A 25417-nucleotide genomic window follows, 5' to 3' on the forward strand; every position below is an offset into this window, starting at 1 on the left:
CCTCAGCGCTGTTCGGGATACGGGCCCGGGTCGGGCGGTGCGGACGTGAGCGTCACTCGGCGAGCCGGGCGAGAATCCGCGGGCCCAGCTCCGTGACGTCGCCCGCGCCCATGGTGAGAACGAGATCGCCGGGCTCCGCCATTCCCACGACCGCCTCGACCGCCTCGTCCGGGGTGCCCATGGGCCGCACGGCGGCGCCCGCCGCCTGCGCGGCGTCGGTGATCAGCGAGCTGGTCACGCCCGGGATGGGGTCCTCGCGCGCCGGGTAGATCGGCAGCACGACCGAGCCGTCCGCCAGCGACAGCGCCTCTCCCATCTCCTTGCCGAGCTCCTGGGTGCGGCTGAAGAGGTGCGGCTGGAAGACCACCAGGACCCGGCCGCCCTCCGCGCCGCCGCGGATGGCCTCCAGGTCGGCGGTCATCTCGGTGGGGTGGTGGGCGTAGGAGTCGATCACCTGTACGCCGCCGGTGAGCCCCTTGAGCTGGAGCCGGCGCTTGACGCCGGTGTAGGAGCCCAGCGCGCGCCCCAGCTCCGCGGCGGGCACGCCCAGCGCCGCGCCCGCCGTGAGCGCTGCCACCGCGTTGAGCGCGTAGTGGCTGCCGGGCACCGAGACGTCGAAGGTGAGCTCCTCGCCGTCGAGCACGACGGTGACCTCGCTGGCCAGCCCCCTCGGCGTGATCTTGAGGACCCGTACGTCGGCGTCGTCGGCGACGCCGTAGGTGCGGATGGTGAGCGCACGGTCGCGCGGGGTGGCGCGCAGTCGGCGCACCAGCTCCCGCGCCCCGTCGTGATCGGCGGAGACCACCAGGGTGCCACCGTCCACCACGCGCTCCACGAACGTCTCGAAGGAGGTGTAGATCTCTTCCATGGAGGCGTAGTTGGCGTGGTGGTCGAGTTCCACGTTGAGGACGATGGCGACCTCGGGCACGTACTTGTGGAAGCTGCGGTCGCTCTCGTCCGCCTCCGCGACGAAGATCTCCCCGGTGCCCTGGTGCGCGTTGGAGCCGGGGCCCTCCAGATCGCCGCCGATCGCGTACGAGGGGTCCAGGCCCAGGTCGGCGAGGCTGACGGCGAGCATCGAGGTGGTCGTCGTCTTGCCGTGCGTTCCGGCCACGGCCAGCGGCCGCAGCCCCGCCATCAGCGCGGCCAGCGCGTCGGCGCGGTGCAGCACCGGGAGCCCGCGCCGGTTCGCCTCGACCAGCTCGGGGTTGTCCTCGCGGATCGCGCTGGAGACGACCACCGTCGTGGCGTCCGGCGCCAGATGCGCGGTGGCGTGCCCCACGTGGACGGTCACCCCGAAGCCACGCAGCGCGTCGGCCGTCGCGGACTCGCGTGCGTCGCTGCCCGCGACCCGCGCGCCGCGCACCGCCAGGATCTTCGCGATACCGGACATCCCCGCGCCGCCGATCCCGATGAAGTGCGGCCGCTCCATGGCGGAGGGGAGGGAGGGGGTGGCGGCAGCGGTCATACGGACTTCTCCTGGCTGGCTCGGTCGGACGCCGCACGCGCGCGGGCGCGGCAGGCGGGGGACGGCGCAAGCCTATGCGGTGCGGGCCGCCACCTCACGTGACCCCCGGCCGCTTGGTGCCGCGCGCGCGCCCGCGCTCTCCAGGGCCGGCGGGCACCGGAGAGCGCGGGGGCCGGCTCGACTCACTCCTCGTTGTGCGCGAACAGCTTCAGTACCGGGACGCCCACCTTGTGCCGGGCCCGGGAGGCCCAGTCCCGGTGGAAGAACTCCTCCACCAGGTGCGGAGCGGTCAGCACGATGACCTCGTCGGCGCGGGTCTGCTCCGCGACCGACTTCAGGACGTCCAGGGGGTGGTCCTCGATGATCTGGCCGACCGCCTCGCAGCCGGCGTCTCTGAGGTGCTTGAGAGACAGCTCCAGGGCTTGCTCGGCGGGCCCGACGGCTTCTCCGCCCTCCGGTTCGTCGGCCTCGCGCACCACCTGCTCCAGTTCGCCGAGCGCGACGTCGTCCAGCGCCCGCAGCAGCCGGTCCTGGTCGCCGCGCGGCTGCAGGAGCACGACGAAGGAGACGGTCTCCTCACCGTGCAGCGTCGTCACCATCTCGATGTCGGCCGCCACCAGCGGCTTCTCGATCATCAGCACTGTCGTGATCACGACTGGCGCTCCTCCTCCGGTCGGAAAGAAACCCTGCGGCCCCGTGCTCCCAGGGGTCCTGCGGTTGTCAGTCTGCCCAGCGACACGAAAGCGGAACGTCTCATTCCGCAATGCTTCGCGACCGACGGTAGCGGGTGAAGAGGAATCCCTCTTCCTCCAGCACCCCCTCCAGCGCGTACGCGTCGGGGTCGGGCAGCACGGGCCCGTTCATGATCCGCGGGGCGGACCCGGCGACGATCCGGGGGGCGATGGACAGGCACAGTTCGTCGAGTACCCCCGCATCGGCGAATTCCCCGAGCAATGTGGGGCCGCCCTCGGTCAACTGCCTGCGCAGCCCCCGGTCCGCGAGCAGCCCCGGCACCAGGGCCGGATCAGCATTGCCGCCCTCACCTGCGAAGATCACTTCGGCACCGGCCTGCCGGGCGCGCTCCACCCGGTCCGGCGGCGCACCGCCCCCGGTGATCACCAGGGTGGGTACGACGGGCTCGGTGAACAGCGGAGCCGAGAAGTCCAGCTCCAGCCCAGCCGAGACCACGGCGATGACCGGCGCGGGCGGCTGCCCGGCGGCGGCGCGCCGGTCGGCGAAGGCCCTGCGCCGCTTGGCGGGCCGGTAGCCCTCCTGCCGCACGGTCCGGGCGCCGACGACCACCACGTCGGCGAGCGCCCGCAGCACGCCGAAGATCCGCATGTCGGCCGGGGAGGAGAGCGGCTGGGAGCGCCCGCCGTGGTGAATGGCGCCGTCCAGGGAGGCGACCATGTTGCCGCGCAGCCACCGCGCGGCTCCCTCGGCTCCCCCGCCCACCGGCGGATAGGCGTACTCCGCTGCGATCTCCTCGAGGCTCCACTCCGGCGCGGACGCCGCTGCTTCGGAGGTGTGCGAGGGGGACACCGGGGCTGTACGGGATGGGAACAGGCGTTGCATGCGCGCAGTGTGGCACGGCGCACGCCCGGTGAGCGGCACGCCCGCAGGGGTGAGCCGACTAGCATGACAATCGTGTCAACGACCGCAGCGCACATATCCGAGACCGGCTCCGACTCCCCCCGCGGCTCCGACGGCGCCCCCGTCGCCCTCACCGCACGCGAGCCGCACGTCCCGGCCGACCAGTTGGTGGCCGAGATGGTGCCGCCGCCGCGCTTCGACAGTGTGCGCTTCGCCACCTACATCCCGGACCCGGCCCAACCGAGCCAGAGCGAGGCGGTCACGGTGCTCGGCGGATTCGCCGAGGGCCTCGGCGGCGCCGCACGGACCGGCGGCAGCGGGCCCCGGCGCTGGTTCCGCCGGGTGCCGAAGCAGGCCGCCCCCGCCGGGCCCCGGGGCGTGTACCTGGACGGGGGCTACGGCGTCGGCAAGACACACCTGCTCGCCTCGCTCTGGCACGCCGCACCGGCCGCGCCCGAGCGCAAGGCGTTCGGCACCTTCGTCGAGCTGACCAACCTGGTGGGCGCGCTGGGCTTCCAGCAGACCGTGCGCACCCTGGGCGACCACCAGCTACTGTGCATCGACGAGTTCGAGCTCGACGACCCCGGCGACACCGTGCTCGTCTCCAGCCTGCTGGCCAAACTGGTGGAGAACGGTGTGGCACTGGCGGCGACCTCGAACACGCTGCCGGGCAAGCTGGGCGAGGGGCGGTTCGCCGCCGCCGACTTCCTGCGCGAGATCCAGGGCCTCTCGGCACACTTCCGCACCCTGCGCATCGACGGCGAGGACTACCGCCACCGCGGGCTGCCGCAGGCTCCCGAGCCGTACACCGAGGAGCAGGTCACCGGCGCCGCGCGGCGGATACCCGGAGCCTCGCTCGACGGCTTCCCGGCGCTGCTGGACCACCTCTCCCGGGTCCACCCCAGCCGCTACGGCGCGCTGGTCGAAGGCGTGCGGGCCGTCTGCCTGACCGGCCTGGCGCCGGTTCCCGACCAGTCGACGGCCCTGCGCCTGGTGGTGCTCGCCGACCGGCTCTACGACCGGGAGATACCCGTGCTGGCCTCGGGGGTGCCCTTCGACGAGCTGTTCGGCGAGGACATGCTCAAGGGCGGTTACCGCAAGAAATACTTCCGGGCGATCTCCCGGCTGACGGCGCTCGCCCGGGACGGCGGCGCGCTGGTCGGTGGCACGCTGGTCGGTCGCGAGGGCTGATCCCGTCGCGGCGCCCCCGCCACGGAGCGCCCCCCGCCGCGCAAACCGTCCGGCGCGCGGTGCGCATACCGTCCGGCGCCCAGTTCGCGCCGGTCGTGTCCTGAGCGCTGTGCGCACACTGATACGCGTGGTACACACACTCGGGTCACCTGTCCGCCAACAGGGGAGAGTGCCCGATGCCCACGACCCGACGTCAAGCGCTGGCAAGAACCGGAGCCGCCGGGGCGGCAGTCGCCTTCAGCGGCGCGCTCTCGGAACTGTTCACAGGGACCGCCGTGGCCCAGGCCACCGGCGGCAGCGCGGGCTACGGCCCGCTCGTACCCGACCCCGACGGACTGCTCGACCTGCCCAAGGGGTTCCGCTACAAGGTGCTCTCCCGCGAGGGCGACCCGCTCCGCTCCGGCGAGGGCCGGGTCCCCGGCAACTGCGACGGCATGGCCGCCTTCGGGAGCGGACGGCACGGCCACCACGGCCACGGCCACGGCCACGGCAGGGAGCGCACCTGGCTGGTGCGCAACCACGAGAACCGGATGGAGTCGCGGGTCCCGGTCCCCGCCGTCGACGGGCTGACCTACGACCCCGCGGGCGAGGGCGGCTGCACGGTCCTGGAACTGGACGGCGACAACGACGTGCTGGCCGAACGCGTCGGCATCGCGGGGACCTCCACCAACTGCGCCGGCGGCCCCAGCCTCTGGGACACCTGGTTGACCTGCGAGGAGACCGAGTACCGGGCGGGTGAGGAGGGCTACACCAAGGACCACGGCTTCGTCTTCGAGGTCGGCTTCGACCGCCGCCGCCCCACCTCCGTCGAACCGCTCACCGCGATGGGCCGCTTCCAGCACGAGGCCGTCGCCTTCGACCCGCACACCGGCGTCGTCTACGAGACCGAGGACGCCTTCGACGAACCCTTCGGCCTCTTCTACCGCTTCCTGCCCAGGAAACCCAAGGGCGGCCACGGTTCGCTGCACGCCGGGGGCAGGCTGGAGGCCATGCGGGTACCCGGCGTGCCCGACCTGTCCGCCGTGACGGAGACGGGCACCTCCTTCGACCGGATCGAGTGGGTGGAGGTCCCCGACCCGCTCGCGCAGGAAACCCCCGTCCGCCTCCAGGACTTCGGCAAGGGCGGCATCACCCACGCGCAGAAGCTGGAGGGCTGCTACTGGGGCGGCTCCTGCGTCTACTTCGTCTCCAGCTACGCGCGCACGGCGGAGGGTTCGCAGGGCGACCACTTCGGCCAGATCTGGCGCTACGACCCGCGCCGGCGCCGCCTCACCCTCGTCGTGGTCTTCGGCCCCGACACGGACGTGCAGCTCCCGGGCGAGGAGCCGGACAACATCTGCCTGGCTCCCAGCGGCGGGCTCATGGTGTGCGAGGACGGCGCGGGCGCCCAGCACGTCTTCGGCGTCACCCGGCGGGGCACGGTCTACCCGATGGCGCGGGGCGCCCAGAACATCGGCACGCCGGAGGACCCGGCGTGGGGCGAGTTCGCGGGTGTGACGTTCGCACCCGACGGCCGCACGATGTACGTCAACTGCTACACACCGGGTACCACGTTCGCGGTAACCGGGCCCTGGAAGCACTGAGCCCGGGCTGCTGACCCGGTCCCGCATCCGCGACGGAGGGGCGCTCCCGGTCGGGGGCGCCCCTCTTCCCGGAGTTGCCGCGCCCGCGGCCGTCTCGGTCACCGCCCGCGGACCGACCGCGGGCGTGTCTCCGGCCCCTGGCAGACTGAACGGGTGACCGTCCCAGACACTCACGATGCCGGCCCCGCGGAGCCCGAGCGTTTCGTCCTGCCCCTCGTCGCACGGATCGAACGCGCCGAGCCGCCCGCCCGCACGGACGCTCTGCAGACCACGGCCCGGGCAGTGCTCACCCTGCTGGCCGATCCGCGCACGACCGAGCCGATGGGCGAATGGCACGAGCGGGTGACGCTCTGGGAGGAGCTGCAGATCCGCAAGGTCGTCCGGCGGGCCCGGGGTGCCGAGTGGCGGCGTGCGGAGGAGCTCGCGGGGATCACCATGTCCGGGGAGGCGGCGCAGGTGCGGGTCTTCCCGCCGGTGCCGCTGGACGGCTGGCCCAAGGAGCTCTCCCGGCTCCAGGTCTCGGGGACGGAGCTGGCGGACCCGCGGCCGCCCGCAGCCCCCGCCGCCGGTACGCCCGTGCTGTGGCTGAATCCCGAGGTGGAGATGTCCGCCGGCAAGGCGATGGCCCAGTCCGGCCACGGCGCGCAGCTCGCCTGGTGGCAGTTGGACGCCGCGGAGCGCACGGCGTGGCAGAAGGACGGCTTCCCGCTGGCGGTGCGCCAGGCCCGGGACCTGGCGCACTGGAGCGAGCTGACCGGCGGCGGCCTGCCCGTGGTGCGCGACGCCGGGTTCACCGAGGTCGCCCCCGGGTCCTGCACCGTCGTCGCCGAGCATCCGGCGCTGCGCACCCGGGGCTGAGCCGCCCCGCTACCGCCGCGGCCCGGCTCCGGACCGGCGCGGGACGGCTTCCGGGGCGGCGCCGCACTTCTGACGTGCCCTCGACGTGTTTCGCTGCCGGGCCGGAACGGGCCCCGCGGACCCGTACGAGGGGCGTTGCGCGACACCGCGAGACAATGCTTTACATCTACGTATGAGCCGCTGAGCATCCGATATGAACGGCGGTGCCGCGGGGCACGGCTGACGGAGCGACAGCGACACCCAGCGGGAGCCCCAGTGCGCGCAGCAGCGATCCCCTCCACTCTCGGTGCCCTGGCCCTCGCGCTGGCGCCCGCCGCCGCAGCGGTCCCGCCCGGCGGCGACCACCACCGGACCGGCCGCGTCGCGGAGCCGGCCGGGACCGCGACGGCCACCGGGGGCCCCGAGTCGGCCGGGGCCGCACAGTCGGCCGGGGTCGCGGAGGCCGCCGAGGACGCCGCGGCCGCCGGCATCCGGTGGGGGCGCTGCCCGGCCGCCGAGCATCTCCCCCGGACCGTCGAGTGCGGCACCGTCCGGGTCCCGGTCGACTACACACGACCGGACGGCGCACATCTCTCCCTCACCGTCAGCAGGGCCCGGGCCACCGGAGAGCCCGGCCGGCGGCTGGGCCCCCTGGTCTACAACCCGGGCGGGCCGGGCGGCAGCGGGATGAGCTTCCCCCGCTACCCGCACCTGGGCGGGCTGTGGAAGCGCCTCAACGCCCGCTACGACTTCATCGGCTACGCGCCCCGCGGGGTCGGCCGCTCCGACCCGCTCTCCTGCCAGGACCCCGAGAAGTTCCTGCGGGGGCCCAACCGCTCCCCCGCACACCCGTCCTGGGCCTTCAAGCAGACCATGAACGAGCGGGCCGCCGCCTACGCCGCCGGCTGCGCGGAGGCGCAGCCCCACCGGCTGCGGCACTACACGACGCCGAACAACGCCCGTGACCTGGACGTCCTGCGGGCCGCGCTGGGCCAGAGCAGGCTCAGCTACCTCGGTATCTCCTACGGCACCTACATCGGCTCCGCCTACGCCACGCTCTTCCCCTCCCACGTCCGCCGCCTCGTGCTGGACAGCGTCGTCGACCCGTCCCCCGACAGCGTGTGGTACCAGGCCAACCTCGACCAGAACCGCGCCTTCCAGCGGCGCTGGGAGGACTGGAAGACCTGGGTCGCCCGGCACGCGGACGCCTACCGGCTGGGCTCCACCGCCCGGCAGGTGCAGGAGTCCTTCGACGCCGTACGGGCAGCCGTGGACCGGAAGCCCGCGGGCGGGACGGTCGGTTCCAAGGAACTGCTGGCCGCCTACCTGGTCACCGGGTACGCGGACGCGACCTGGGCGCCGTACGCGCGGGCGCTCTCCGCCTTCCGCGAGGGCGACCCGGAACCGCTGGTGAAGGTGGCCGCACCCGACATGGCTGCGGCCAGGAGCGAGGAGAACGGCAACGCCGTCTACAACGCGGTCGAGTGCCAGGACGCGCCCTGGCCGCGCAACTGGCTCCGCTGGGACCGGGACAACACCGCGACGGCGGCGGTGGCTCCGTTCAACACCTGGGACAACGCCTGGATGAACCTGCCGTGCGCCTACTGGCACACCCGGCCCGCGCAGCCGCTGCGGGTGCGCACCGGCCCGGGCGAGCTGCCCGGGGTGCTGCTGGTGGCCGCGACCCGGGACGCGGCCACCCCCTACGAGGGCGCGCTGGAGACCCGGCGCCGGCTGGCCGGCTCCTCGCTGGTGACCGAGCGCGGTGCGGGCAACCACGGGGTGAGCGGCGGCAACCCGTGCGTGGACCGGCACATCGAGCGGTACCTGTTCGAGGGCAGGACGCCGGGCGCCGACGCGGAGTGCGCGGCGCGGCCCGCGCCCGAACCCGGCTCCCGGCGCGCTGCCAAGCCCGCCTCCAACACCCGGGCCGCCCGCTGAGGCCGGGCTACGCCAGCCCGGCGACCAGTTCGGCGACCGGCTTGCGGCGGCCGGTGTAGAAGGGGATCTCCTCCCGCACGTGCCGCCGCGCCTCGGAGCCGCGCAGGTGCCGCATCAGGTCGACGATGCGGTACAGCTCGTCCGCCTCGAAGGCGAGGATCCACTCGTAGTCGCCCAGCGAGAAGGCGGGCACGGTGTTGGCGCGGACGTCGGGGAAGCCGCGGGCCATCTTGCCGTGGTCGGCGAGCATCCGGCGCCGGTCCTCGTCCGGCAGCAGGTACCACTCGTAGCTGCGCACGAACGGGTAGACGCTCACGTAGGCGCGCGGCTCCTCGTCGGCCAGGAACGCCGGGATGTGCGACTTGTTGAACTCGGCGGGGCGGTGCAGCGCCATGTTCGACCAGACGGGTTCCAGCGCCCGGCCCAGGGCCGTGCGGCGGAACCGGTTGTAGGCGTCCTGGAGCGCGTCGGAGTCCTCGGCGTGCCACCAGATCATCAGGTCGGCGTCGGCCCGCAGTCCGGAGACGTCGTAGGTGCCACGGACCACCACGTCCTTCTCGGCGAGCCCGGCGAACAGCTCCTCGACCTCGTCCGCGTATCCGGTCCGGTCCTCGGGCAGCAGGTCGCGCAGCCGGAAGACCGACCAGAGGGTGTAGCGGATGACCTCGTTCAGGTCCTTGGCCTTCTTGCCCGCGTTGGATTCCTTGTGCGGTGCCTCAGTCATGACGTTTCCTCATTCACCGTTATGCAGCGTTGTCCAGCGTTGTCCAGCGTTGTTCAGCGTCGTTCAGCGTTCTCGGGCGGTCTCGTCGGCCGGCTCGGTCGGCCCGGCCGATTCCAGTACGTCGCGCGCAGCGCGCCGGCCACCCGCCACGCAGGCGGGCACGCCCACGCCGTCGTACGGCGCACCGGCCACGGCCAGGCCCGGCACCGCGCCGACGGCGGCGCGGACGGCGGCGACGCGGTCGAGGTGGCCCACCGGGTACTGCGGCAGGCCGCGGTCCCAGCGGGAGACGACGGAGTCCACGGGGCGCGCGTCCAACCCGGTGGCGGCACGCAGATCGCGCAGGGACAGCTCGACCAGTTCGGCGTCGTCCCGCTCCAGCATCCGCTCCTCGCCGTACCGGCCCAGCGAGGTGCGCAGCACGAACAGCGAGGGGTCCTGCGCCGCGACCCAGCTCCACTTGTGCGCGGAGAAGGTGGCGGCCTTGATGGCGCGCCCGTCGACGGGCGGCACCAGGAAGCCGCTCCCGTCCGGGATCCGGTCCGCCTCCGACCGCCGGAAGGCCAGCGTGACCAGGGCCATCGAGGCGTACTCGACCTCGTCGAGCGCCGTGGCGGCGGCGGGAGCGTGCGGGGCCAGCAGCCCGGCAGCGACCGGTGCGGGCGCGGTCAGTACGACGCCGTCGGCGGGCAGCGCCTCGTGGTCGGTCACCGCGAGCCACCCCGGTCCGTCGTCGTCGGCGACCACCCGGCGCAGCTCCCGCACCGGGGTGTTCAGCCGGATGTCGGCGCCCTGCGCCGCGCACGCCTCGGCCACCGCGAGCGGGAGCCTGCCGACGCCGCCCTCGATCCCCATGAAGACCGGTCCGGCGGGTGCGGGCCGGGCGGCGGCACGGTCCTGCACGGCGCGTACGGCGGCCAGCAGGGAGCGCTCCTCGCGCACGGCCTCGAACAGCTGCGGCACGGCGGCGCGCATCGAGATCCGGTACGCGTCGCCCGCGTACACCCCGCCGAGCAGGGGCTCCACGAGCCGGTCGACGACCTCACGGCCCAGTCGCCGCGCCACATGGCCGCCCACCGACACGTCGTCGCCGACCTCGGTGCGCGGCAGCCGCCCGTCCTCTGAGATCCGGGCCAGCCCCTCGGGGGAGAGCACCCCGCCGAGTGCGGCCGGGTCGCCGGGCACGCCCATCAGATGCCCCCGCGGCATGGCGCGCACCGCACCGCGGGTCCAGATCGCTCCTCCGGCGACGGACGGCGGCTGGAGCTGCCCGCCGAGTCCGACGGCGCGGGCCAGCTCCACGGCCTCGGGGCGGCGCGCCAGCAGCGACTCGGCGCCCAGGTCGACAGCGGCGGTGCCCGCGATGCTGCCGGTGAGCAGCTTGCCCCCGAGGCGGCCGCCGGCCTCCAGCACGGTCACCCGCGCACCGAGGGCCAGCAGTTGGTGCGCGGCGGCCAGCCCGGAGATTCCGCCCCCGATGACGAGTACGTGCATACGGGCAAGTCTCGCAGAACGGGTTCCGGCGCATAGCGTGGGCCCTGGCAACGGCAGCAGGTCCGGAGGGCGGTACGGCCCGCCCCGTGAGAGGAGTGTCGGCGATGGCGGCAGCGGAGCGGATGGTGGTCGTCGGCGGCGACGCGGCGGGGATGTCGGCCGCGGCGCAGGCCCGCAGACTCCGCGGGCCGGAGGAGCTGGAGATCGTGGCGGTGGAGCGCGGCCGCTTCTCCTCCTACTCCGCCTGCGGCATCCCGTACTGGGTGGGCGGCGACGTCGCCGAGCGCGACGCGCTGATCGCCCGCTCGCCCGAGGAGCACCGGGCACACGGCATCGATCTGCGGATGCGCACCGAGGCGGTCGAGCTGGACCCGGCCGGGCAGCGGGTGCGGCTGCGCGACCCGGAGCGCGCCGAGCACTGGCTGGGCTACGACCGGCTGGTGCTGGCCACCGGTGCCGTGCCGGTGCGCCCGCCGCTGCCCGGGATCGACGCCGAGGGGGTGTACGGGGTGCAGACGCTGGAGGACGGCCAGGAACTGCTGGACGTGCTGGAGCAGCGCGTCGACCGTGCGCACGGCTCCGGGCCGGGAGCCGGGGAGAAGCAGCCGAGGGCCGTGGTCGTGGGCGCGGGGTACATCGGCGTCGAGATGGCCGAGGCGTTCGTGCGGCGCGGCTACGCGGTGACGGTGCTGGAGAAGGCCGAGCAGCCGATGTCCACCCTCGACCCCGACATGGGCCGGCTGGTGCACGAGGCGATGTGCGCGCTGGGCATCGAGACGGTGCTGGGCGCGGCCGTCACCGAGGTCCGCACCGACGGGCGGGGGCAGGCCTGCGGCGTGGCGACGGAGGAGGCCGAGTACCCGGCGGACGTCGTGGTGCTGGGGCTGGGAGTGCGGCCGGAGACGGAGCTGGCCCGGCAGGCGGGCCTGCCGCTGGGGGAGTCCGGCGGGCTGCTGACGGACCTGGCGATGCGGGTCCGCGGCCGGGAGGACATCTGGGCCGGCGGGGACTGCGTGGAGGTGCTCAACCTCGTCTCCGACCGGAACCAGCACGTTCCGCTGGGGACGCACGCCAACAAGCACGGGCAGGTCATCGGCGCCAACATCGGCGGCGGCTACGCCACCTTCCCGGGCGTGGTGGGCACGGCCGTCAGCAAGGTGTGCGATCTGGAGATCGCCAGGACGGGGCTGCTGGAGGCGCAGGCGGCAGCCGCCGGGCTGCAGTTCGAGAGCGTGGTGATCGAGTCGACGACCCGCGCTGGCTACTACCCCGGCGCCCGGCCGATCCACGTCAAGATGATCGCCGAGCGCCGGTCGGGGCGGCTGCTCGGTCTGCAGATCGTCGGTCACGAGAACGCGGGCAAGCGCGTGGACATCGCCGCGGTGGCCCTGCACGCCGGTATGACGGTGGAGCAGATGACGGCGCTGGACCTGGGCTACGCGCCGCCCTTCAGCCCGGTCTGGGATCCGGTGCTGGTGGCGGCGCGGAAGGCGGCGGCAGCGGTACGGAAGGGCTGAGGGCCCCGGGCCGCCGCGGACGGGCCGCACCCGCCCTCAGCGTCACCGGGCCGCCGGGCCACCGCCGAGACGGGGCCGGGCGGCGCTCCCTCCGGCTCCGGGAGACACTCGCGGCAGCGGGACCGGGGGGTTCAGTGGGAGCTCTGCTCGTGCACGTACGCCACCAGGTCGGTCAGCGCCCCGGGGTCGGTCTGCGGCAGCACCCCGTGCCCCAGGTTGAAGATGTGCCCCTCCAGGCCGCGGGCGGCCTGGAGGATGTCCGCGGCGCCGCGGCGGACGGCCTCCCGCGGCGCGAAGAGCACGGCCGGGTCGAGGTTGCCCTGGATGGCCTTGCCCGACCCCACCCGGCGTGCCGCCTCGTCCACCGGCACCCGCCAGTCGGCGCCGACGACATCGGCGCCCGCCTGGGCCATCAGCCCCAGCAGCTCGCCGGTGCCGACGCCGAAGTGGATGCGCGGCACGCCGTAGCCCGCGACGGCCTCGAACACCTTCGCGGAGGCGGGCAGCACCCGGTTCCGGTAGTCCTCGGGGGCCAGCGCTCCCACCCACGAGTCGAAGAGCTGCACCGCAGCGGCGCCCGCCTCGATCTGCACCTTCAGGAACGCGGCGGTGATGTCCGCGAGCCGGTCCAGCAGGTCGGCCCACAGCTCGGGGTCGCCGTACATCAGCGCCTTGGTGTGCTCGTGGTTCTTCGAGGGGCCGCCCTCGACCAGGTAGCTGGCGAGGGTGAAGGGCGCCCCGGCGAATCCGATGAGCGGCGTGCTGCCCAGTTCGCGGGTGAGGATGCCGACCGCCTCGGTCACGTACCCGACGTCCTCGGGTTCCAGGGCCCGCAGTCGCTCCAGGTCGGCGCGGCTGCGGATCGGCTTCTCGACGACGGGCCCGACGCCCGGCTTGATGTCGAGGTCGACACCGATGGCCTTGAGGGGGACGACGATGTCGCTGAAGTAGATCGCGGCGTCCACCCTGTGCCGGCGCACGGGCTGCAGGGTGATCTCGGCGACCAGGTCGGGCCGCATGCACGAGTCCAGCATCGCGATGCCCTCGCGGAGCTTGCGGTACTCGGGCAGCGAGCGTCCGGCCTGCCGCATGAACCACACCGGGGTGTGCGGCACCGGCTCCCGGCGGCACGCGCGCAGGAACGCGGAGTCGAACGCGGCGTGCGGCGCTGCGTTCGGGGTAGCGGGCGCTCGGGTGTCCCGGGGCGGCGTCGGCTGGCCCTCAGGGCGGTCGTTTCCACTCACGCACCGAGTCTCCCATGGCCTGATGGGTGTCCCTACCGACCTCGGGCACACCGTCCGCCTACCCTTCGGCCCATGACTGCGGCTCGGGCGGCGAAGGCGGGAGGCTCCGGCGGAGTGGAAGACACCAGCGGGACGGGAGGATCCGGTGCGGGAGGATCCGGTGGCGGGGGCGGGGACTCCGCACCACCGCCATTCCGGGCGGCGGTCGCGGCACTGAGCGAGACCCGCCCGCGCCCGGAGATCCAGCTCTCCGTCCTCCCCGCACCCCGGCGGCTGGCGCCGTACTCCTTCGCGCTGGAGGCGGCGGTCACCGACCCGGAGGGCACGGATACCGAGCTGGCCGACGGGCGGTTCGTGCTGCTGCACGACCCGCAGGGCCAGGACTCCTGGCAGGGCACCTTCCGGGTGGTCACGCTGGGGCGGGCCGAGCTGGAGCCGGAGATCGCCGGTGACCCGCTGCTGCCCGAGGTGACGTGGACCTGGCTGACCGGCGCCCTGGAGGCCCGGGGCGCCGGGTACACGGAGCCGAGCGGGACGGTGACCCGGTCGAGCTCGGCCTTCTTCGGCGGGCTGGCGGAGCGCGCCGCCGAGGAGCTGCTGGAGATCCGGGCGAGCTGGACCCCGGAGGGCAGCACCCCGGACGCGGCGGCGCATCTGACCGCGTGGTGCGAACTCCTCTGCCAGTGCGCCGGTTTGCCTCCGGAGACGGGAGAGGGCAGTTCCGTGGTGCAGCTCCCCCAGCGCCGGGGGCCGCGCTAGCCGGCTCACCCCGCCCCGCCCCGAACCGTCCGGGCGCCTCCCGACTCGCTCCGGCCCCGTCCGCCTCCCGGCGGGCGGGGCCGCTGCCGTGCCCCGGGGCAGCACCGCACGCCCGCTGTCCGGCCCCCTTGATCGCCTATCCGGCGGGAGCCGCTCCCGTCGGATACGGCGTTTTGTCTACAAAGCCGCCGTTCAATTCCGGTCGCCGACCCACCGTCTCTGTGTAGACAAAGGAATCTTTCGGATCCCCGAAATGGCACTGGAAACGGGATTGTGGAATTTCGGGTCACTAATTCGTGATCTTTCTCTAAAGAGGCATGGAGAAGGTGCCGAAGGAGTCTGTGACCCTTCACACGGAATGCCCGACTCGTTGGGTTCCGTCCCCCACAGCCACTCCCTCAGGAGGCCCGGTGTCTGTTCTTCTTGAGCACCCCACAAGCCTGGTCGCCTACCGCCCGAACAAGCCGACGGCCATGGTCGTCGTGGCCGACCCCCGCGTCCGTTCCACCGTGACCCGCCATCTGTGGGCTCTCGGCGTGCGGGACGTGATCGAGGCGTCGTCCATCGCGGAGGCCCGCCCCCGAATCGGCAACCCACGCGACATCTGCGTGGCCGACGTCCACCTGCCCGACGGCTCCGGGCTCAGCCTGCTGTCCGAGACCAGAGCCGCGGGCTGGCCCAATGGGCTGGCACTGTCCGCCGCGGACGACATCGGCGCGGTACGCAACGCACTCGCCGGCGGCGTCAAGGGATACGTCGTCACCGGCACCCGCACGAACCTGGGCGGGCCACTGCCCACCCGGCACGGCGCCGCCCCGATCGGCGCGGCCGCCGCTGCGCGCATGCACCGCAGGCCGGGCGGTGGCGGTCCCGGCGGCCCGGGCCACCCGGGCGGCTACCGGGAGCTGTCCGGCCGCGAGGTCGAGGTGCTGCGCCTGGTGGCCGAGGGCCAGTCCAACAAGGCCATCGGCGTGTCGATGGGGCTCTCCGCCCTCACCGTCAAGAGCCATCTCGCCCGGATCGCCCGCAAGCTGGGCACCGGCGACCGCGCGGGCATGGTCGCCGTCGCCCTGCGGACGGGCATCATCCACTGACCGCACGCCCCCGTGCGGCCCGGCCGCACTCCTACCCCTCCTCTGCCCCTCCCCTGCCCTCCCCCCACTTCCCACGGCTCCCCAGCGTTCCGGGCGCCCGTCGGCGTAACGTTCCGTCGGCGGGCGCTCGCCATTGCGTGCGCGCAGATACCCTTGGCTGGTGACCGACGCCCAAGAGACCGCATCAGCATCCGCAGCTCAGGCCCTTCCCCAGGACTCAGCACCGGCGCCGGTCCCACTTCTGGAGCCACGCGAGGGGATTCCGCCCGTCACCGTGACGGCCGAGGAGCTGGCGCGGGTGACCGACGCCTACGCCGCGGGCAGCGGCCCGGTGGCCGTCGACGCCGAACGCGCGTCCGGGTACCGGTACGGGCAGCGGGCCTACCTGGTGCAGTTGCGACGCGCGGGCGCGGGCACCGCGCTGGTCGACCCGGTGGCCTGCCCGGACCTCTCGGCGCTGGACGCCGCGCTGGCCGGCACCGAATGGGTCCTGCACGCCGCCAGCCAGGACCTGCCCTGCCTGCGGGAAATAGGCATGCGGCCCACGCGGCTCTTCGACACCGAACTCGCCGGTCGGCTGGCCGGTTTCGCGCGGGTGGGTCTCGGCGCGATGGTGGAGAACGTCCTCGGCTACGCGCTGGAGAAAGGGCACTCCGCCGTCGACTGGTCCACCCGCCCGCTGCCCGAACCCTGGCTGCGGTACGCCGCGCTCGACGTGGAGCTGCTGGTGGACCTGCGGGACGCGCTGGAGGAGGAGCTGGCCCGGCAGGGGAAGCTGGAGTGGGCCCAGGAGGAGTTCGCGGCCATCGCGGCCGCCCCGGCCCCGCCGCCGCGCAAGGACCCCTGGCGGCGCACGTCGGGCATGCACAAGGTGCGGCGGCGCCGGCAGATGGCCGTCGTGCGGGAGCTGTGGCAGGCCCGGGACGCGGTGGCACGCAAGCGGGACGTCTCGCCGGGCAAGGTGCTCACGGACGCGGCGATCGTGGAGGCGGCACTGGCCCTGCCCACGAACGCGCGTGCCCTGGGGGCGCTGCCCGGGTTCGGCCAGCGGGCCGGACGCAAGCAGCTCGACCAGTGGCAGGCCGCCGTCGAGCGGGCCCGTGCGCTGCCCGACGAGGAGCTGCCGCAGCAGTCGCAGGCCACCAGCGGTCCGCCGCCGCCACGCTCCTGGGCCGACAAGGATCCGGCCGCGGCGGCGCGGCTCGCGGCAGCCCGGGCGGCCATCACCCAGCACGCCGAGGAGCTGAACCTGCCGCAGGAGAATCTGCTGACCCCGGACACGGTGCGCCGGCTGTGCTGGGAACCGCCCGCGGAGGCGACCGCGGAGGCGGTCTCCGGTGCGCTGCGGGCGCTGGGGGCGCGTGAGTGGCAGATCGGGCAGACCGCCGGGCTGCTGCGCGTCGCGCTGACGGCCTCGGCCTGAGCGGCACCCGGAGGCGGTCTTCCGTTCTCCGGGTGAGTGTGCGGCGCGGTGCGGCGCGCACCTGGCGATGTGACGTGTGCCCCTCGGCCGGGCGGCCCCTTGCCACCTGGTTACCGGTAAGTAGCATGGGGGTCGACCGACCCCTGGCCGCACCTGGAGGAGAGCCAACGTGCCTCGTACCGCAAGGGACGTCGTCTTCGTCGACGGCGTTCGCACACCGTTCGGCAAGGCGGGCCCCAAGGGCATCTACCACGAGACCCGCGCCGACGACCTGGTCGTCAAGTGCATCCGCGAGCTGCTGCGCCGCAACCCCGACCTGCCTCCGGAGCGCATCGACGAGGTCGCCGTCGCGGCGACCACCCAGATCGGTGACCAGGGGCTGACCCTGGGCCGCACCGCCGGGATCCTCGCGGGGCTGCCGAAGACCGTCCCCGGCTACTCCATCGACCGGATGTGCGCGGGCGCGATGACGGCCGTGACGACGACCGCCGGATCGATCGCCTTCGGCGCCTACGACCTCGTCGTCGCCGGCGGCGTCGAGCACATGGGCCGCCACCCGATGGGCGAGGGCGTGGACCCCAACCCACGCTTCGTCTCGGAGAAGCTGGTCGACGAGTCGGCGATGTTCATGGGCATGACTGCCGAGAACCTGCACGACCGCTTCCCGCACCTGACCAAGGAGCGCGCCGACGCCTTCGCGGTCCGCAGCCAGGAGAAGGCCGCCAAGGCGTACGCGAACGACAGGGTCCAGCCGGACCTGGTGCCGATCTCGATCCGCCGCACCTCGCCCGAGGGCGGCGAGACCGGCTGGGGCCTGGCCACCGCCGACGAACCGATGCGGCCCGGCACCACCCTGGAGAACCTGGCCGGGCTCAAGACGCCCTTCCGTGCGCACGGCCGCGTCACCCCGGGCAACTCCGCCGGTCTGAACGACGGTGCCACCGCCTCCCTCATCGCCGCCGAGGACGTCGCCCGGGAGCTGGGCCTGCCGGTCAAGATGCGGCTGGTCTCCTACGCGTTCGCCGGTGTGGAGCCGGAGGTGATGGGCGTCGGACCGGTGCCGGCCACCGAGAAGGCGCTGGCCCAGGCCGGCCTGTCGATCGACGACATCGGCCTGTTCGAGGTCAACGAGGCGTTCGCCGTCCAGGTGCTCGCCCTGCTGGACCACTACGGCATCGCCGACGACGACCCGCGCGTCAACCAGTACGGCGGCGCCATCGCCTTCGGCCACCCGCTGGCCTCCTCCGGCGTGCGGCTGATGGCCCAGCTCGCCCGCCAGTTCGAGGAGCAGCCGCACGTCCGCTACGGCCTGACCACCATGTGCGTCGGCTTCGGCATGGGCGGGACCGTCATCTGGGAGAACCCCCACTGGGAGGGCAAGTAAGAATGAGCACCGCTGAGCTGCTGAAGGGTGCGGCCGAGCTGTTCCCGGACGAGGTCGTCACCCAGGCGCACGTACGCCACCTCGACCTGCCGTCCGGCGCGGGCCGGTTCGCCCTCATCACGCTGGACAACGGGCTGGACCACACCAAGCCCACCACCTTCGGGCCGCAGTCGCTGGCCAACCTGAACGCCGCCCTCGACCAGGTGGAGAAGGAGGCCGCGGACGGCGAGATCAAGGGCGTCGGCCTCACCGGCAAGCCCTTCATCTTCGCGGTCGGCGCGGACCTCAAGGGCGTCGAGCTGCTGAAGCGGCACGAGGACGCGGTCGCCATCGGCAAGGGCGGCCACGACGTCTTCGTGCGGCTGTCCGACCTGGCCGTACCGACCTTCGCCTACTACAACGGCGCGGCGATGGGCGGCGGCGTCGAGGCGGGACTGCACTGCACCTACCGCACCGTCTCGGCCGCGCTGCCCGCCTTCTCGCTGCCCGAGGTCTTCCTCGGCCTGGTACCCGGCTGGGGCGGCTGCGCCCTGCTGCCGAACCTGATCGGCGCCGACCGCGCGGTCAGCGTCATCGTCGAGAATTCGCTCAACCAGAACCGGCAGCTCAAGGGCGCGCAGGTCTACGAGCTGGGCATCGCCGACGCGCTGTTCGAGGGCGCCGACTTCCTGGAGGAGTCGCTGCGCTGGACCGCCGCCGTGCTCAAGGGCGAGATCGAGGTGGCACGCCCCGAGATCGACCGCGGCGAGGCGTGGGACGCGGCCGTCGAGCGGGGCCGGCAGATCGCCGACAGCAAGGTGCACGGCGCGGCTCCGGCCGCCTACCGCGCCCTGGACATCATCGCCGCGGCCAAGAACGGTGATCTGCGCAAGGGCTTCGAGGCCGAGACCCAGGCGCTCGCCGACCTGATCATGGGCGGGGAGCTGCGCAGTGGCATCTACGCCTTCAACCTGGTGCAGCGGCGCGCCAAGCGTCCGGCGGGCGCCCCCTCCAAGGACCTCGCGCGTCCGGTCACCAAGGTCGGCGTGGTCGGCGCCGGGCTGATGGCCTCGCAGCTCGGCCTGCTGTTCGCCCGCCGCCTGGAGGTGCCGGTCGTGCTGACCGACATCGACCAGGAGCGGGTCGACAAGGGCGTGGCCTACTGCCACGAGGAGATCGACAAGCTGCTGCTCAAGGGCCGCGTCAACCAGGACAAGGCCAACCGGCTCAAGGCCCTGGTGACCGGTTCGCTCGACAAGGCGACCGCGTTCGCCGACGCCGACTTCGTGATCGAGGCCGTCTTCGAGGAGATGGGCGTCAAGCAGAAGGTGTTCGCCGAGGTCGAGGCGGCCGTGCCGGAGCACGCCATCCTCGCGACGAACACCTCCTCGCTGTCCATCAGCGAGATGGCCTCGCAGCTCAAGCACCCCGAGCGGGTCGTGGGCTTCCACTTCTTCAACCCGGTCGCCATCCTCCCGCTGCTGGAGATCGTGCGGGGCGAGCAGACCGACGACGCGGCGCTGGCCACCGCGTTCGGCGTCGCCAAGAAGCTGAAGAAGACCGCGGTCCTGGTCAAGGACGCTCCGGCATTCGTCGTCAACCGGGTGCTGACCCGGTTCCTCGGCGAGGTGCTGCGCTCCATCGACGAGGGCACCCCGGTCGAGACCGCCGACCGCGCGCTGGCGCCGCTCGGGCTGCCGATGTCGCCGATCCAGCTGCTGGAACTGGTCGGCCCGGCCGTCGCGCACCACGTCGCGGGCACCCTGCACGCCGCCTTCCCGGACCGATTCGCCGTCTCCGAGAACCTGGGCCGGGTCGTCGAGGCCGGCAAGCGGAACCTCTACGTGCCGGGCACCCAGGAGATGGACCCGGAGGTCGCCGCCCTCTTCCAGGTCGGCGACACCGTCCTGACGGAGGAGCAGGTGCGGGAGCGGGCGCTGGACGCCATCGCCGAGGAGATCCGGCTGATGCTGGACGAGGACGTGGTGGCCGAGGCCCAGGACATCGACCTGTGCCTGATCACAGGTGCCGGCTGGCCCTTCCACCTCGGCGGGGTCACGCCCTACCTGGACCGCGAGGGTGTCAGCGAGCGTGCCACCGGCCGCCGTTTCCTGGCTCCGGGCATCGCCAGCATCCCGGAGTGAGCCGCTAGCGATCCCTTCCGCCGCGCACGGGCACCGCGCCCGGCGGGATCCGGATCGGGCCCCGTCCCGGCACTCCCCGCGGAGTGCCGGGACGGGGCCGTCGGCGTCCTCGGCACCCGCGGGAGAGCCCCGGACCGCGCACTCCCGCCCCGTCTTACCCCGTATAGGGTTCGCGGCCCTCGAATGCGTCGCCCTGCGGACCGACGGCCAGGTACTTGGACTTGATGTCGTCCGCGAGATCCCCGGTCACATCCGGGCCCTTCCCGTAGTTCTCCAGATATTTCTCCGCGGTCGCTCCGAGATCCCGCTCGCCCCGGGCGAAGAACTGATCCGTGTTCTCCGGGGGATCGGGCAGATCGGGCCCGCCGAAAACCGCGTCGTCGTGGAAGAGTTTCGCGAACTCCACCCCGCCCGCCTGTGCGATGGGAATCACCACGCCCCAGGGTCCGCTCTTCCCGACCACCGAGAGAATCCCGTTGGCGAGGGCCGGTGCCGAGGAACTGATGCCGACCCGTGTCCAGTTCGCCGACTCGCGGAAGGCCCGCTGGGCCTCTGCGCTGTCGGCGGCGTACTGTGCCTCGATGTGCTGCACCCGGGAGTGGTCGAGCGTGCCACGGGCCTCCGCCTCGGTGAGCAGCACCCGCCGCCCCGCCGCCCAGCTCTCCTCGCTCGCGGACGGCGGGTTCCGGGCCAACCTGTCCAGCGTGTAGAGGTGTTCGGCCTGGTTCATCAGGCCGTGCGACGTCTCGTTCTGCCCCAGCACGCTGAGGAAGTCGACCGCCTGCCCCCGGCTGAGGGCGGCGGCGCCCGGGTAGGCGGGCGGGAACGCTCCGGTGCTCTGCAGCGAGTCGCCGACTCCGGAGACGGCGCGGTTGAGGTCGTCCACGTAGGCGCCGCCCATCGCGCCGAGGCTCGGCGCGAGCGCGGGCTGCTCGTGCAGCAGTTCGGGGCCCTTCGGGCCGCCGTAGACGTGGACGACCTGCTCCATGACGTCCGCGGTCGCGGCTGTGCGCCGGTCGCCGCCGTGCCGGAAGAGCTCCGGGTCCTCGCCGGTCAGTTGCGGATCGTCCCAGGCGTAGCCGGTGGCGGCGGCGGTGAGGGCGTGGCCGAGCGCCTCGTGGCCGGGCATCTCACGGGGCCCTGCCCGGGTGTTGCCGTCGAAGATCCAGTTGCGGTCCTGCGTCAGGTAGGCGAGGCGGTCGTTGAGTTCGCCGTCGCGGTCCACCACACCGCTGACGTCCGCAGGCTGCGCGAAGAAGGTGGTGGCGGCGCCGGGGTTGTGCCCAAGGGCCTCCAGGAAGCCGACCAGCGCGTCGTGTCCGGTGTCGCCCGGCGCACCGCCGGGGTCGAGGTCGTCGGTGTCGGCGGAGTTGGCCCAGTAGGCGTAGCCGTCGCGGGTGTTGAGCTTCTCGTCCCAGGCCACGAGCCGGTCCCCGTAGCGGTTCAGAAAGCCGCCGTCGTAGGTACCCGAGTGCATCAGGTTGCTCATGAGCTGGAAGCCGTAGGGGTGTGTCCGGCCGCCGCTGCTCTCCAGACGCTGGTCGCCCAGCGCGATCATGTCCTGCTGCCACTGCCGCATCGCGGGGGTGTCCACGTGCGTGGCGTGGGCCAGCGTGGTGCTCAGCGACTCCTGGAGCACCTTCGCCGACTTCCACCACGCCGCGTCGTCGATCTCGGTCTCCGGATGGTCCGGGTGGTGTGGATGGGTGGCGTTGTACCAGAGGCGCAGCGTCCGCTCGGCCCCGAGCTCGGTGGCGAACCGTGCAGCGAACTCCGGGTCCTGGCTGTGCCGGGTGATCAGCGCGGTGAACCGCTCCAGTCGGGCCGAGCCGGTCGTGCCGTTCTCGGCCCGCGCCAGGTTCAGGGCCTCCTTCAGGTCCCGCGCCGCCTGGGCACGGGCGGCCGCCAGGCTGTCGTACGCGCGGTCGTTGAAGCCGCGCGCGGTGCCGTTGACGTCGGCCGTCAGCGCGTGCGCGAGGTCCCGGTCGGCCTGGTCCGCGCTGTCGAGCGCCGCGCGGGTGCGGTCCCGGTAGCCGGCGATGATCTCGCGGTACGCCTTGGCCCACAGGGTGCGGTGCTGCTCCTCCTCGTCCGTCAGTTTCAGGGAGACGGTGCCGTCCCGCGGGTCGAGCCGCAGATGCTCATGGCCCTCGATTTCGTCGACGATGTCCTGGAGCGCCTTCTGCGCGGAGCGGAACCGACCCAGCGCCTCGGACAGCACGATGTGCGTCCGGCGCGCCTCCTCCTGCGCGGCCAGCAGTTGGGCCCGCACGGTGCGGAACCTGCGCCAGGCCGCCTCGGCGCTCTCGCCCTCCCAGTCCGAGTCGGCCAGGCCCTTGACGACCTCGGTGGCGAAGTTGGTGGCGACCTGCTCGAACTTGCCGGGTGCGGTCTTCCACTTGGCCACGGCCTCGCTCAGCGGGGTGAGGTCGGCGTGCCGTACCTCGGGATAGCCGAGCCCGTCGCTCATCGGGAACCGCTCGTGGCCGGGAGGTGCCTGCCGTCGTGCGCGCCGCTGCCAATCCCGGCGTCCGGGCCGCTCTCGTCACCCCGGCCGCGGCGGTCCGTGGCGGCCGCGAGGCGGTCGATGTCCGCCTTGCGGTGGTGGTCCTCGGTGGTGAACGCGCCGGCGGCTTTGCGCAGCGCGGACGCCGTGCCGGAGAACTGCTGGTCGACGTAGGACATCTGGTCGCGCCAGCGCTCCTGGAAGGTGGCGAGCGCGGTCTCGGTCCGGAAACCGCCGAGGCTGCCGGTGATCTCTCCGGTCTCCCGCATGACCTCGTCGTCCGCCTTCAGGAACTGGCCCCGCACCGTCCCGGCGCGGCCCGCGCGGCCTCGCAGCACCTGGGCGGTCACATGGAGCCGCGGCTTGGCCTGCTGCCCGCCGCCGGGCCCGTCGCCGCACCCCCCGGTTCCGCCCGTTCCGGCGAGCCGCATATGCACCGTTCCCTCCGGCGCGTAGGCGGCCTTGAGACCGGCCCACTCCTGCTCGAACGACAAGCTGACCACCCGTTTCCCCCGTGCCGTTTCTGGACCGCGTGCCACGAGCCGGCGCACGCGGCGGCGAACGTAGCCGCCGCAGGCGAACAGCAGGCGATCAGCCGGGGAGCGGAAGCTGGACAACCGGGGGCCGCACGGGGCCGATGGGGCGTGTGAGGCCGGTGGGGCGTTTCGAGGGAGCGGTCAGCGGGCCTGCGGCGCGTGGCCCGCGCGCGTGGTGGAGCGGAGGTCGGGCCGGTTGCGCAGGTAGAACGACGAACCGTCGATGGTGGCCACCTTCTCGTAGTGGCGGGCGAGATGCCGACGCAGAGTGGGGATCTGCTGGACCCCGTACCGTTTGCCGCGCGAGTCGTCCACGATCAACTCCGGCGGGCGCCTGCGCAGTTCGCGCTCGAAGTGCGGCCAGGCGCCGTCCATCGCATAGCGCTCGCCCACTCGGGCCTCGCCGCGTCCGCCGCTGAAGTTGGTGAGGAACCCCGCGGTCAGATAGCGGGAGGCGGGCGACCGCTCGGACAGCCAGTACCCCTCCGGATGCATGCCCCACAGCAGCACCCGGTCCTTGCGGTCGGTGTAGGAGCGCACGGTGTCGGCCAGCCGACGCGCATGGTCGACCTCGGCCCTGCTGGCGGTGAAGCCCCAGCCGACGAACGCGCAGGCCAGGAAGGCCGTCGCGGCCAGCGCAGCGGTGGCGGCCCGCGCGGTCAGCCCGTGCAGCGCCGCCGCGCCGAGGACCGCGAGGGGCGGGACGAGCTGGAGGAAGTAGTGCCCGAAGAACTGGAAGCCCACGGTGACGGCTCCGAACGAGGCGACCAGCCAGATCCACAGATCGGCGGTGCCGCGCAGCGGATCGCGCGCCGGGGGCCCTGCGGCGGTGCGGGAGCCCGCACGGCGGGAGCGGACGCAGCGGACGAGCGCGACGACGAGCGGCAGCGCGGCGAGCGTGAGCAGCCCGACCCCCGCGAGGGCGCGCAACAGGGGTTTGAACCCGGCGCCGTCGGCGGAGAGATAGGAGCCGGAACCCGTTGCGATCCAGTACAGGAACCGCCCCGGATCGAAGGCGAGAGCAGCGCTCACCACCGGGAGCGCCGCTCCGGCGGCCACCCGGACGACCGCCGGCCAGCCGGCTCGGTACTGCCACAGCAGCACCAGGACCGGCAGCAGCACCGCACCGCCGGTCTGCTTCGAGAGCACCGCTCCGGCGACCGCCAGCCCGGCCCCGAGCCACCGGGCGCGCTCGGCGTACCAGATCGCGGCGACCGTCCACGGCAGCATGAAGACCTCGAACGTCGCCGCCTGGGTGTCCTCCGGCTTGAGCCCAACCGACAGGAAGACGTAGCAGATCCCCGCCGTCCACCCGGCCCGCTCACCCCAGCGGCGGGACGCCAAGGACGCGGCCAGGGCCGCACCCACCACGACCGCGACGACGGCCGCCACCCGCACCGGCCACAGCGAACCGTCGCCGAAGACCGCGAAGGCGCCCCGGTAGAGCAACGGCACGAACGGGGGCTTGCGGTCCACGACCGTGTCGTAGAGGACGCCGCCGTCGGCCAGTTGGCGCGCCTGCGTGGCCAGATATCCCTCGTCCGGATTCCACGGTGTGCGGGCGAAGGACGGGAGCCGGGTGAGGATCGTGAGCACGGTGAGGACGGCGAGGAGCCGCGTCCGGTTCGCCACCGCGTCCTTGGCGCGCGCGGCGGTGGTAGGGCGCTCCGTGGCGAGGGACAGCGGCATACCGCTCAATCTAGCGAGCCCCCGGGCCCGCGGCCTCCCCGGCCCCGGAATCGGCCGCCGACGGCGGACCCGCCCCCCGGCCGTCCCGAAGGCCGTCGCCGTCGCCTCGTCCCGGACAGCCGTCGTCTCCGGCGTCCCGGGCCGCCGCCCGATTGCCGCGGCCTCGCCCACCCGTTTCCGGGGCGCTGCGCTCCCGGCCCGCACCGGTCCGGTTCGGGACCTTCCCGGGTACGGACCGCCCCTGGGGCCCGGACCGCAGGGGCCCGGCCCCGAGGGGCGCACCGGACTCGATGGGAGCACCGAGCGGCGCC

Annotated in this window: 19 protein-coding genes; 10 read left to right on the top strand and 9 right to left on the bottom strand. The window is 73.4% G+C overall.

What is annotated here, in order from left to right; all coding sequences use genetic code 11:
• Positions 1–52 precede the first annotated feature (52 nt).
• The 3 genes from murC to ACFYNS_RS20535 form a co-directional block, all read right to left on the bottom strand.
• The gene (murC, locus tag ACFYNS_RS20525; RefSeq protein ID WP_388604340.1) at positions 53–1468 is read right to left on the bottom strand and encodes a UDP-N-acetylmuramate--L-alanine ligase; all 1416 of its coding nucleotides are present in this window, start codon (positions 1466–1468) and stop codon (positions 53–55) included.
• Between the two features lie 182 nt (positions 1469–1650).
• On the bottom strand, positions 1651–2121 hold the full coding sequence (locus ACFYNS_RS20530) for an indole-3-glycerol phosphate synthase (protein ID WP_360291515.1): 471 nt from the start codon (positions 2119–2121) through the stop codon (positions 1651–1653).
• Positions 2122–2221: 100 nt separating this feature from the next.
• Entirely contained in the window at positions 2222–3043 is an 822-nt protein-coding gene (locus tag ACFYNS_RS20535; protein ID WP_360291517.1) for a pyrimidine reductase family protein, read from the bottom strand.
• Positions 3044–3106: 63 nt separating this feature from the next.
• Between ACFYNS_RS20535 and zapE the strand changes: the two genes are divergently transcribed.
• The 4 genes from zapE (at position 3107) to ACFYNS_RS20555 (ending at position 8613) form a co-directional block, all read left to right on the top strand.
• The gene (gene zapE / locus ACFYNS_RS20540) at positions 3107–4252 is read left to right on the top strand and encodes a cell division protein ZapE (RefSeq protein WP_360291519.1); all 1146 of its coding nucleotides are present in this window, start codon (positions 3107–3109) and stop codon (positions 4250–4252) included.
• Between the two features lie 176 nt (positions 4253–4428).
• Positions 4429–5835 (top strand): alkaline phosphatase PhoX, encoded by a 1407-nt coding sequence (locus ACFYNS_RS20545; RefSeq protein ID WP_388604343.1) that lies wholly within the window; start codon positions 4429–4431, stop codon positions 5833–5835.
• A 153-nt stretch (positions 5836–5988) separates the two neighbouring features.
• Complete coding sequence (locus tag ACFYNS_RS20550; RefSeq protein WP_388604345.1) at positions 5989–6693, top strand: peptidyl-tRNA hydrolase; 705 nt, start codon at positions 5989–5991, stop codon at positions 6691–6693.
• A gap of 255 nt (positions 6694–6948) precedes the next feature.
• Positions 6949–8613, top strand: coding sequence for an alpha/beta hydrolase (locus ACFYNS_RS20555; RefSeq protein WP_388604347.1), 1665 nt, complete (start codon positions 6949–6951; stop codon positions 8611–8613).
• Positions 8614–8620: 7 nt separating this feature from the next.
• Here ACFYNS_RS20555 and hemQ read toward each other — a convergent pair whose 3' ends face one another.
• A complete protein-coding gene (gene hemQ, locus ACFYNS_RS20560) occupies positions 8621–9337 on the bottom strand; it encodes a hydrogen peroxide-dependent heme synthase (RefSeq protein WP_360291530.1) in 717 nt (238 codons plus the stop codon).
• Positions 9338–9400: 63 nt separating this feature from the next.
• Positions 9401–10831 (bottom strand): protoporphyrinogen oxidase, encoded by a 1431-nt coding sequence (gene hemG, locus ACFYNS_RS20565; RefSeq protein WP_360291532.1) that lies wholly within the window; start codon positions 10829–10831, stop codon positions 9401–9403.
• A gap of 104 nt (positions 10832–10935) precedes the next feature.
• On the opposite strand from hemG, the gene ACFYNS_RS20570 reads away from it, so the two are divergent.
• The gene (locus ACFYNS_RS20570) at positions 10936–12348 is read left to right on the top strand and encodes an FAD-dependent oxidoreductase (RefSeq protein ID WP_360291535.1); all 1413 of its coding nucleotides are present in this window, start codon (positions 10936–10938) and stop codon (positions 12346–12348) included.
• A gap of 131 nt (positions 12349–12479) precedes the next feature.
• Here ACFYNS_RS20570 and hemE read toward each other — a convergent pair whose 3' ends face one another.
• Positions 12480–13592: a uroporphyrinogen decarboxylase gene (hemE, locus tag ACFYNS_RS20575; RefSeq protein ID WP_388604349.1), complete on the bottom strand. Its 1113-nt coding sequence runs from the start codon at positions 13590–13592 to the stop codon at positions 12480–12482.
• A gap of 72 nt (positions 13593–13664) precedes the next feature.
• On the opposite strand from hemE, the gene ACFYNS_RS20580 reads away from it, so the two are divergent.
• The 5 genes from ACFYNS_RS20580 to ACFYNS_RS20600 all read left to right on the top strand — a co-directional run bounded on the left by ACFYNS_RS20580 (position 13665) and on the right by ACFYNS_RS20600 (position 20375).
• Positions 13665–14351 carry a DUF3000 domain-containing protein gene (locus ACFYNS_RS20580; protein ID WP_388604350.1) on the top strand — a complete coding sequence of 229 codons (687 nt, stop codon included), beginning with the start codon at positions 13665–13667 and terminating at the stop codon, positions 14349–14351.
• A gap of 410 nt (positions 14352–14761) precedes the next feature.
• On the top strand, positions 14762–15445 hold the full coding sequence (locus ACFYNS_RS20585) for a response regulator transcription factor (protein ID WP_026005023.1): 684 nt from the start codon (positions 14762–14764) through the stop codon (positions 15443–15445).
• Between the two features lie 160 nt (positions 15446–15605).
• Positions 15606–16868, top strand: a complete 1263-nt coding sequence (locus tag ACFYNS_RS20590) for a ribonuclease D (protein ID WP_360291542.1) — start codon at positions 15606–15608, stop codon at positions 16866–16868.
• A gap of 169 nt (positions 16869–17037) precedes the next feature.
• Entirely contained in the window at positions 17038–18252 is a 1215-nt protein-coding gene (locus ACFYNS_RS20595; protein WP_360291545.1) for an acetyl-CoA C-acyltransferase, read from the top strand.
• A 2-nt stretch (positions 18253–18254) separates the two neighbouring features.
• Complete coding sequence (locus tag ACFYNS_RS20600; protein WP_360291548.1) at positions 18255–20375, top strand: 3-hydroxyacyl-CoA dehydrogenase NAD-binding domain-containing protein; 2121 nt, start codon at positions 18255–18257, stop codon at positions 20373–20375.
• Positions 20376–20529: 154 nt separating this feature from the next.
• Here ACFYNS_RS20600 and ACFYNS_RS20605 read toward each other — a convergent pair whose 3' ends face one another.
• The 3 genes from ACFYNS_RS20605 to ACFYNS_RS20615 form a co-directional block, all read right to left on the bottom strand.
• Complete coding sequence (locus ACFYNS_RS20605) at positions 20530–22845, bottom strand: hypothetical protein (protein ID WP_388604352.1); 2316 nt, start codon at positions 22843–22845, stop codon at positions 20530–20532.
• The gene (locus ACFYNS_RS20610) at positions 22842–23375 is read right to left on the bottom strand and encodes a type VII secretion target (RefSeq protein ID WP_388604354.1); all 534 of its coding nucleotides are present in this window, start codon (positions 23373–23375) and stop codon (positions 22842–22844) included. The genes ACFYNS_RS20605 and ACFYNS_RS20610 overlap by 4 nt, the downstream gene beginning before the upstream one ends.
• Before the next feature lie 183 nt (positions 23376–23558).
• Positions 23559–25106, bottom strand: coding sequence for a glycosyltransferase family 39 protein (locus ACFYNS_RS20615; RefSeq protein ID WP_360291557.1), 1548 nt, complete (start codon positions 25104–25106; stop codon positions 23559–23561).
• Positions 25107–25417: the final 311 nt, after the last annotated feature.

It is taken from the genome of Streptomyces sp. NPDC006925 (assembly GCF_042869575.1).
Classification (GTDB): domain Bacteria; phylum Actinomycetota; class Actinomycetes; order Streptomycetales; family Streptomycetaceae; genus Streptomyces.